Origin of the sequence: Nostoc sp. NMS4, assembly GCF_017115095.1 — a bacterium.
GTDB lineage: Bacteria > Cyanobacteriota > Cyanobacteriia > Cyanobacteriales > Nostocaceae > Nostoc.
On sequence record NZ_JABXKI010000217.1, the window covers coordinates 1 to 9,625 of the forward strand.

The following is a 9,625-nucleotide window of genomic DNA, read 5'->3' on the forward strand; positions in this document are numbered from 1 at the left end:
GCGATGTCTACGACGGGCTTCGCCTACGCAATTCCTTCCACAACAGAATTTCAGCAACTTTTAGATAGTCTCACCTCTGAGAAATAAGCGTAGGCATCGAGCGGCTTGTTGCCAGATATCGCTCTTAAAGATGAGAGTAAAGTTGCCCAATAATTGCAGCAACTGCAAAATCTCTAAATGCAACGTTGTTTACAAATGATGTCAGATTGGCTAATTTAACAGAAATTAATACTCAGTCAGTGCAAATTGTGTAATGGGAGCGATCGCCTAAATAAACTAATTCAACCCCTTGCCCATTAACTCGCACTTCTTCCCAACCCCCTGACGACTCAACTACATGGGCGCAGGTGAGTAAATGTCCATTGGGTGAGATAAAAAAGCCCGTGCCTTGGATGTAACCTTCTGGGGTAGCGATCGCCACGGTACAAGCTTTAACTAATTCCCAATTCATGAAAATTTATTACTTGTTTTCTTCGAGTGCCAGTTTCCAAGTTATTTTCACCTTCAGCGATGCTTGTCCAGTGGATTCGACTACATAGACTGAGCCTTTGGCGGTAAAATTCACACCAAACTCAACTTCTCCGGTTACAGGTTGTGATTCTTGCTGCAAGGTACGAAACGCCTTGGTAATTGGGCGACACCCGCGAACAATCAATTCCTTAACTGCATCGAAGTTAGCCTCTACTTTTTCTATGGGTAACTCACCAATGGGCGCTACACGTCCGACTGATGCATCTGGTAACTCAACTGCTACCAAAATCGTGCCGCCATCCTCTGTATTCAGTTCTAGAAGTTTACGAGCCATAATTCAATTACCTTGTAGCTATCTGTTAAAAAGATAAGTAAAGTAGTTTTGAAAATACATTTACAGCAGAATTCAAAATTCAAAATTCAGAATTCACTAGTAAAACAGGCTTTATAACTGGGTAACAGACTTAGCTTCTGTACCTCACCTGACTTGAAATCTGCTGTATATAAATTTGTTAAGAAATTTCTTTTTTGGAGAGAATTTACATAAAAGTACTATCTAAAAAACTATACCAAATAAACCAGTTTCCCAAAAAATTTCCTTTTATCCCGCACTTTGTATCTATATGACTTCACAATCTTCTCGCTCTGACAAAATTCTAGTTGTTGATGACTCTCCTGATAACGTGTTTTTGATCAAAACTATTTTGGAGGAAGAAGGCTACACAATTAGCACCGCAGAAAACGGGATTTCGGCCTTAGCAGAATTGAAAGCTTCGCCTTGTGATTTGGTTCTGCTGGATCTAATGATGCCAGGTATGGATGGGTACGAAGTCACTAAGCACATTCGTGGAGAGATGAAATTGCCGCAATACATCCCCATCTTGTTGATCACTGCCCACGATGCGCCCAACGTCGCCCACGGATTAGATTTGGGTGCTGATGATTTTATCCGCAAACCTGTAACAGTAGATGAATTGCTGGCACGAGTGCGATCGCTCCTACGTTTGAAGCATAGTATGGATGAACGGGATGAAATTGCCCGTCAGCGAGAAGATTTTGTCTCCCGTCTCACCCACGACTTACGGACTCCCTTGGTAGCCGCCGATCGGATGTTAATGCTATTTCAGCAAGGCGCATTGGGAACATTATCAGCGCAAATGCAGGAAGTCATCACCATCATGGCCCGTAGCAATATCAACCTGCTTTCTATGGTCAATACCTTATTGGAAGTTTATCGTTTTGAAGCAGGTCGCAAAAGTTTAGCGTTTCAACCAGTTAATCTAGCCCAATTGTTAGAAGAGGTAACTGGAGAATTATCACCCTTAGCTCAAGATAAAACACTGTCCTTAAATTTGGACATTATTGAGGAGTCAAGCACAAATACAGTGACGGGCGATCGCTTAGAATTACATCGTCTATTCACCAACCTCATAGGTAATGCAATCAAATTTACCGACTCTGGGTCTGTTACTATTCGTTTTACTTCTCAACGCCAGTTCAACAAAAGTAATCAATCTCATCTGTCTGAAAAATCCAATTCCGTTGACTACATTAGAATTGAAATAGCGGATACTGGCCCAGGTATTCCCCCTGAAGAACAAGCCACCATCTTTGAACGATTTCGCCAAGGCAGTCACAAGAGTTCTGGTAGTGGCTTAGGATTGTACCTTGCTCGTCGAATTGTCGAGGCACATCAAGGGATTATTTTGCTTAATTCTGAGTTGGGCAAAGGTAGTGTATTTATTGTGCTTCTACCTACCAGAACATGAGAAAATTAGTAATTATAAATTATGAATTGGAGAGTTTTTTATCCTGGCAATTCATAATTTATAACTTTACTATTTAAAGTAAATATTAAAATTATAAAATAAATTCCTAAAATTTGACGATAAAATATTCTCATAATAGATAGTTTTTAAGAGGAAAAAATAATGATTACCACTGAATTATCTAACATCGGCGATATTATCCACAATCAGCGAGATTTTTTTCAAACTGGCAAAACTAAAGATGTAACTTTTCGCATTGAACAACTGAAAAATCTCAAGCAAGCAATCATTGAGCATGAACAGTCAATAGTCGAGGCACTACAAGCGGATTTACATAAACCAGAAGTTGAGACTTACATTACAGAAATCAGCGTAGTTAAGGATATTGATTACGCCATCAAACATCTTCAAAACTGGACTAAGCCCAAAAAAGCAGCAGTTTCCTGGGATTTTTTTTCTTACTCAGCGAAAATTTATCCAGAACCGTTAGGGGTTGTCTTAATTATTGGGCCTTGGAACTATCCATTTCAGTTAATTATCTCACCTTTAATAGGTGCGATCGCAGCCGGTAATTGTGCAATCATCAAACCTTCAGAAATTGCTTCTCATACGTCTAATGTCATTGCTAAAATTATTGCCAAATATTTTGACCCGGCTTATATTGCAGTAGTAGAAGGAGGCGTGGAAGTAAGTCAAAAACTACTTGCAGAAAAGTTTGAGCATATCTTTTTTACTGGTGGCAGAGCCGTCGGCAAAATTATCATGACAGCAGCAGCAAAATATCTCACACCAGTGACTTTAGAATTAGGTGGCAAAAGTCCTTGTATCATAGATACTGAGATTAATCTTGAACACACTGTCAGACGAATTCTTTGGGGAAAATTTATTAATGCTGGACAAACTTGTATCGCCCCCGACTATCTTCTAGTTAATCAAAAAATCAAAAAAGATTTAATAGATGGTCTGCAAAATTCCTTAAAAGAATTTTATGGCGATAATCCTGCAAACAGTCCTGATTATGCCAGAATTATTAGTGAAAAACACTTTGATCGGTTGGTTAACTTTCTCAAAGATGGTGAAGTTATCATTGGTGGCGAAACTCAATCTTCAGAGCGTTATATCGCGCCGACAGTGATTGATAATGTCTCCCTAGAAGATTCTGTAATGCAAGAAGAAATTTTTGGGCCAATTTTACCGATTATTGAATATACTGACATTGCAGAAGCGATCGCCTTGATTAACTCTAGACCTAAACCATTGGCGTTATACTTATTTTCGCAAAACAAAAACCTGCAAAAGCGAGTTTTGCAGGAAACTTCCTCTGGTGGAGTTTGTATTAATGACACAGTGATGCAGGTTGGGGTCTCGTCTTTACCATTTGGGGGAGTGGGAGATAGCGGTATGGGCAACTATCACGGCAAAGCTAGTTTTGACACCTTTTCTCATTACAAAAGTGTATTGCAAAACTCTTTCTGGCTAGATTTAAAATGGCGATACGCTCCATATCAGGGAAAATTGCCGCTAATCAAGAAACTTCTGGGTTAAAGTCATATTATTTTCTCGCAGGGCAAATCTCAATACTGTTTGGTTAAGGCAAGAGACGCGATTTATCGCGTCTTTGTGATGATTTATCGCATCTTAACCGAAACATATTGGGGCAAATCTAGCTCACCAGAAAATAGAATTACATGACTACAAGCATTAGTTTGAAGATTAGTTTTGACCAGAAAAACTATCTATATTTAGTGCTTGAGCAAATTCCTTGTGGAGCAAAAACAAGCGTGCCATTTGATTATCGCAATATGAGTTAACTCAAACTTCAAATGGCAATAAAAGCCTACTGCTCTATTTTATCGGTAGGCTTTTATGATTGGGTTTGGCTTCTGAGGAAAAGATTTTCTGCACTTGGCAAAATAATCATTAGCCCCAAAGCGGCTTGTCCGATTGCTTCAGTCGTCCAGTAATGATTGACAACTAGATTGAAGAGGGACGAAAAAATTGTTAATCCAATCCCTAGCCAAAGTGCGATGGGAAGGAATTTTTTCTTCCATGTTGCTTGCTGGCGAAGTTTATTTTGGCTTTGTAGTAAGGTTTGTCGCCAAAACGGGGAGGTACTGAATATAGAGAAAGTGTATAGCATTCCTGCCTCTATTAGCAGGATGGTTTTAAGGTTTGGAGTAATGTTAGGGTACTTAAGTGCGATCGCAGTTAAGCAGACTCCGGCAGCTAGATACGCTAGCGTAAAGAAGGTAAAACGTCTCATGGTTTTTTCCTTAATTTTGAGTACTATCAGCTTTGTTCTGCTATTCTAAGACTATTTACCTGCTATCAACATCACCTTGAAGATTGTTTATCTCTAACTAAATTGAATAACTCCTAACTTTTATAACCCAAAAGCGTTGCTGTAACGCTCCTCTGTCCAGGGTTCACCACGGCGATGGTAGCCATTACGCTCCCAAAAACCAAGTTCTTCAGCAGCTAAAAATTCCAACCCATTAATCCACTTAGCACTTTTCCAAGCGTAGAGGTGAGGCACAACTAGCCGCATCGGCCCACCGTGTTCGGCTGGAAGATTTTCACCAAAGACTTTAAAAGCAAAGAAGTTTTCTTCGCGCAGAAAATCTTCTAGAGAAATATTGGTAGTGTAGCTGCCATAGCAGTGTTCCATAATGTGGGCTACTTTCGGGTCTAATTCAATCAGACACATGAAATCTGTCACTTTTATGCCAGTCCATTTGACATCGAGTTTAGACCAGCGCGTTACACAGTGGAAGTCTGCTGTGAATTCATGTTGAGGTAGCGCCATAAAATCTGACCAACTAAAGGTGGCAGATTTTGCTAAACCCCAAACTTTAAACTCCCATTCCTCAGTGCTGACTTGAGGAGTTTCACCGTAAGTTAATACGGGGAAACCTTTAGCTAAGTGTTGACCAGGAGGAACACGTTCGCCCTCTTCTTTGCCTGGTTTTTGAAAAAATTTTCCTAGCATAGTTAGAGAAAAATCATTTTTCTCAAGATGTTTACAAGCTTTTTTGCTGAGTTGCCAACAGCACCAAATGTTTTACTCTTTATATAAACTCTTGAATGATAGGTAATGGGTAATGGATATTTCCAATTACTCACTACCAATTTTTTTCGATCTAATGAGCTTATGTAGAGTGTCTATGATTCATAATGCAATCAGGAAAGCTAAGAAAAAGCATTTATCTAGCGATCGGAACTTTGATTGTTGAGCTTGGCAATCAAATCTATCGGTGCTGTTCGTGCTTTTCCTGACTGAGAAATTATGATTCTTCTTCCTCTTCTTCAGCAGCTGGATAAACAAATGTAGAACGTCCAGTCAAAATTGACTTACCCAGAGATAGGGCTTTCTGAGCTTCAACGACGGCTTTATGCCTCCAGGTAGCTCGACGTTTATCTCGTTTTGATTTGGAAGTTTTCTTCTTAGGAACAGCCATGTCAGCAGATATTGCGATTCTTGACAACCTTCTTATTCTAGGCCATCCACTGCCGCCAAGGACAATAGTTGAGTCAGGAATAAGTAAGTTGGGTTAAGACTGACGTAAGGACGCGGGAACAAAAAGAATGACTTTCTTTCTGTTCCCGCAAGATTCCGAGCCAAGAAAGCTTTGGTTCGGACTTCTAGCTCAACTCGTCATTTTGGCGTTGACACAGCGCTAGCGGCTGGAACTGGATTAGAGTTATTTTCAAAGAAAAGTAAAGAACGCGCAGTTTTGAAGTAAGTAGCCCAATTTTGAGCATCAGGACGCGATCGCCATTGAGGACGACTGACATCTAATGTCAGGACTGGTGCGATCGCTCCATAATTTTGTACGGACACAATGATGGAAACATCTGTCACCAAGATATCTTGGTCGAAGCTCCTTTGAGCAGCTGCCCTAGCGACCGCTTCCGCCCTCCTGAGAACGGTTTCATAGTTTTCTTCTGGTAAGCGGTCAATAGCTAGATCGACTCTAGCGGTGTAAGCTCGCACAACCTGGGGTGCGATCGCTTCCATCAAAAACCACGCAGGAACAGTAGATATGAGCAAAACTACTAAAGGAATTATCCGGATTCTTCTGGCAATTTGGCTAATAACTGAAAAGGGAGCGAGCGATGATGGTAGGTGAGCAGAAATTTTGCTCATGACCTTCTATCTCCTTAGTAATGATCTGTTATTGAAATTAGGTAAAGGTATTTTCCGGCTAATTAACGTAATAAAAATTACATTCTAACTTAGGATTCAATCAGAATCACTTAGATTATAAGACATAGGTTAGCTTTGTTTTTTTGGCAAAGCCAACCGCAATTTTAAGACCAGCAAACAACAATAACTGACAAAGAGCGGGATGGCAAATTACTGGGCGATCGCGATTGGTATCAATCAATATCAGTTATTTCAACCTTTAAGTTGTGCCCAAGCAGATGCTGAGGCACTAGAAGATTTTTTGGTGACAGAGGCAGGTTTTCTCCCCAAGCACTGTCTAGTGATGACAGATACTTCGCCGCCGATTGGGGATAGATCGACTTACCCGACGAAGGAAAATATTTTGCTGCTGCTTGAAGATTTGGCAGCAACAAATTGGCAACCGGAAGACTATCTGTGGTTATTCTTTAGCGGTTATGGAGTCAATTACCAGGGCAAGGATTACTTAATGCCAGCAGAAGGCAACCCGGAACTCGTGCCAGAGACTGGCATAGAATTGCGATCGCTAATGCAAAGTCTACAACTTGCTGAACTGAATGTATTGCTACTACTCGATATCAACCGCGCTTTTGGCACTCAAGCGGATGCTCCCGTTGGTGAAGAAACAATAGAATTAGCCCAAGAACTACAACTGGCGACAATTCTTTCTTGCCAACCAGAGCAATTTTCCCATGAGAGTAGCGAACTAGGTCACGGATTCTTTACAGCAGCTTTATTAGAAGCTTTACGTTCTGGCAATGGCAGCAACTTGGCAGATTTAGAAAGCTACCTAAGCCTAATCGTGCCAAAATTATGTCACCACCACTGGCGGCCTATCCAAAACCCTGCCACTATTATCCCATCAAGGCAGCAAGTAATCTTGCCAAAATTGGCAGTGGAAGGCGATTTTCAGCCAGAACCGATGATTTATCCCGAAGAATCTTTTGCTGTTGCCCTTGCAGCTCCTCCCCTCGACAATTTCTCTAAAATTTCAGCAGAACGGGGCAAACGGGGAGAAATTAGTGTGAACTCCTCCCAACAGGTGAAGAGTAAAAAAGTCCAGCAGTCAGGTAGCAGGTTAGTTTCCCAGCCAATGGCGGAAACTTCCTTGGGAGTGAATACCAGAGGCAGATTTATCCCCAATTCCTCAAAAGGTTACGTCTCGCGTTTGCCAGCGAATCAGCCAAGTATCCCGTTTTGGAAACAGTTTATCTTGTGGGGCGGAGGCAGCTTGCTGGTAGCAGGTTTAATCGCTGTAGTTTTTCTCCGCAATCAAGAAACTTTTAGAATTAAGCAAATATCAAGTACATCACCCAATGCTAATGTTAGCGATCGCCAGGTTGTCGAGAATTTACCAAGCGATAGCACTCCACCGGTTAGACTCAAAAACCAATCTAGCGCCGAAATAGTCTCTAGTTCCCAGTCCAAAAAGCGGAATCAAGCAGTATTAGACCTGGCGAAAATGTCCCTCAGACAAACTCAGGCTAGCGATTTGAGCATGGCGATCGCTACAGCCAGAAAAATTCAACCCGGTGAACCACTGTACGAACAAGCTCAGGAAAATATTAAGATTTGGAGTCAAATGATTTTAGATTTAGCAGAAGGTCGTGCTAAACAAAGACAGTATGCCAGCGCTATAGCTGCTGCTCGATTAATCACCAAAGATGAAGCCCCCTACGCGAAAGCACAAGCAGCAATTAACCTGTGGCGGTTAGAGGGTAAGCAGTATGTGAGTAACAAAACTCTTTTAGATGCAGCTAATGCCTTAATTAAGTCTGAACAGGCATCTACCTATAATCGGGCGATCGAAGTTGCCAAGAAAGTACCAGCCGGTCAACCAGGCTTCGATGCTGCCCAAAAATCGATCAATAATTGGAGTGAGAAAATTTTAGATATGGCAAAGCGTCGCGCCGCCGAAGGGGAACGTAATGCCGCAATAGCTACCGCAGCTTTAGTACCAGAGGAGACAGGCGCTTACGAAGATGCTCAGGATGCCATCCAAAAATGGCAAAAGAAATAGTAAAAAAATAATAAACAAATGGTTAGGAGTTAGGAATTAGGAGTTATATTATTGATCCCCGACCTTTTACTCCTAACTCATAACTTTTTCCTCAGACCTCATATCTCAGTATTAGCAGTACTGCGATACATCTTCGCCACACTCGTCGGCTAGATAGCACAACGCTCGGAAACGTAAACCAACAACTTCTTCATATAAGGGGTTGAGCTTGCACATGGGTGGGATGTGAAACAAGGTTTTCCCAAATAATTTGACATCGCGCTCAAAGGGGCATTGAGATGGAATCACTTTGCACAAGCGGTGAGCTAGTTGGCGATCGCTAACTTGAATGTTTTCTACTCGCTGCCGTAAGGGTTGGAGAATATCCCAGTAGGGCTTGGAAGGAGAATGGTTAAGCTGGGTTACTTTATGGTCAGTAGTCTCGGCTTGATTGATTGATACCCAGCTTGCCAGAAAAATCTTTTTGGTGGTATTGTCGAATACCTTCATGGTTAACCCTCTGTATTATTGAGGCTATTCACCTTTTTGATGAATATATACAACGTGGCAACGAACTTTCCCGGAAAAATCGCGTTCTGACTGCGATATAATGTGATACCTGATTAGCCACTTAAGTCAGAACCTAATTTATTACTACGTCAAGTTAATCGCATATTTCTGGGGATCGGTAGTGTAATATTACGATCTTGTTCATAACTTGACACAGTTTAAATTTTAGTAAAGACATCCGCCGTTGGATAGGTTTTAGTGTAACATTTACACAACTTAATATAAGGTCTTTCAGAAAGAATTTTTGCTAAGTATAAACATCAGCAATATCCTAGAACCCATTTTTCCTTTCCGTGTTCCCACTTTCTCACGTAAGTGTGTTTTGTTCATAGCTGGCTGAATGCCGTAGAAGCACTGATTAGCGATAGAAAAGTATTGGGCGATTGGAAATCGCGGCTACACAAAACTTAGTCCACGGAAGTGGACGGGAGCATCCCAATTTTGCTTAAATCTTTTCCCTCACCCCCAGCCCCTCTCCCATCTCTGGGCTACGGTTGTACACACAAGTCGAATTACCCCCCTTAATCCCCCCTTATAAAGGGGGGAAATAAGAAATCTAGTTCCCTCCCCTTTGCAAGGGGAGGGTTAGGGTGGGGTAAAACCTTGGTTAATCAGCTATTTCAGACTTGT

Annotated in this window: 10 protein-coding genes; 3 read left to right on the forward strand and 7 right to left on the reverse strand. The window is 41.4% G+C overall.

Annotated features, from left to right (window positions below; translation table 11 throughout):
* Positions 1 to 232: 232 nt before the first annotated feature.
* Together HWQ37_RS18620 and HWQ37_RS18625 are read right to left on the reverse strand one after the other, a co-directional pair.
* A complete protein-coding gene (locus HWQ37_RS18620) occupies positions 233 to 451 on the reverse strand; it encodes a serine protease family protein (protein WP_292749516.1) in 219 nt (72 codons plus the stop codon).
* A gap of 9 nt (positions 452 to 460) precedes the next feature.
* Positions 461 to 805, reverse strand: coding sequence for a CU044_2847 family protein (locus HWQ37_RS18625; protein ID WP_292749518.1), 345 nt, complete (start codon positions 803 to 805; stop codon positions 461 to 463).
* Between the two features lie 289 nt (positions 806 to 1,094).
* Between HWQ37_RS18625 and HWQ37_RS18630 the strand changes: the two genes are divergently transcribed.
* Positions 1,095 to 2,240 (forward strand): hybrid sensor histidine kinase/response regulator, encoded by a 1,146-nt coding sequence (locus HWQ37_RS18630; RefSeq protein WP_292749520.1) that lies wholly within the window; start codon positions 1,095 to 1,097, stop codon positions 2,238 to 2,240.
* Positions 2,241 to 2,402: 162 nt separating this feature from the next.
* Positions 2,403 to 3,785, forward strand: coding sequence for an aldehyde dehydrogenase family protein (locus tag HWQ37_RS18635; RefSeq protein WP_292749522.1), 1,383 nt, complete (start codon positions 2,403 to 2,405; stop codon positions 3,783 to 3,785).
* Positions 3,786 to 4,104: 319 nt separating this feature from the next.
* Here HWQ37_RS18635 and HWQ37_RS18640 read toward each other — a convergent pair whose 3' ends face one another.
* From HWQ37_RS18640 to HWQ37_RS18655, 4 genes are all read right to left on the reverse strand, one after another.
* Entirely contained in the window at positions 4,105 to 4,503 is a 399-nt protein-coding gene (locus tag HWQ37_RS18640) for a hypothetical protein (protein WP_292749524.1), read from the reverse strand.
* A 120-nt stretch (positions 4,504 to 4,623) separates the two neighbouring features.
* Entirely contained in the window at positions 4,624 to 5,229 is a 606-nt protein-coding gene (locus tag HWQ37_RS18645; protein ID WP_292749525.1) for a sulfite oxidase-like oxidoreductase, read from the reverse strand.
* A 295-nt stretch (positions 5,230 to 5,524) separates the two neighbouring features.
* Entirely contained in the window at positions 5,525 to 5,698 is a 174-nt protein-coding gene (gene rpmF, locus HWQ37_RS18650) for a 50S ribosomal protein L32 (protein ID WP_094328804.1), read from the reverse strand.
* A 197-nt stretch (positions 5,699 to 5,895) separates the two neighbouring features.
* Positions 5,896 to 6,387, reverse strand: a complete 492-nt coding sequence (locus tag HWQ37_RS18655) for a hypothetical protein (protein WP_292749526.1) — start codon at positions 6,385 to 6,387, stop codon at positions 5,896 to 5,898.
* 202 nt (positions 6,388 to 6,589) lie between these two features.
* On the opposite strand from HWQ37_RS18655, the gene HWQ37_RS18660 reads away from it, so the two are divergent.
* Complete coding sequence (locus tag HWQ37_RS18660; RefSeq protein ID WP_292749527.1) at positions 6,590 to 8,446, forward strand: caspase family protein; 1,857 nt, start codon at positions 6,590 to 6,592, stop codon at positions 8,444 to 8,446.
* Positions 8,447 to 8,557: 111 nt separating this feature from the next.
* Here HWQ37_RS18660 and HWQ37_RS18665 read toward each other — a convergent pair whose 3' ends face one another.
* Entirely contained in the window at positions 8,558 to 8,935 is a 378-nt protein-coding gene (locus tag HWQ37_RS18665) for a Mo-dependent nitrogenase C-terminal domain-containing protein (RefSeq protein WP_292749528.1), read from the reverse strand.
* Between the last annotated feature and the right edge of the window lie 690 nt (positions 8,936 to 9,625).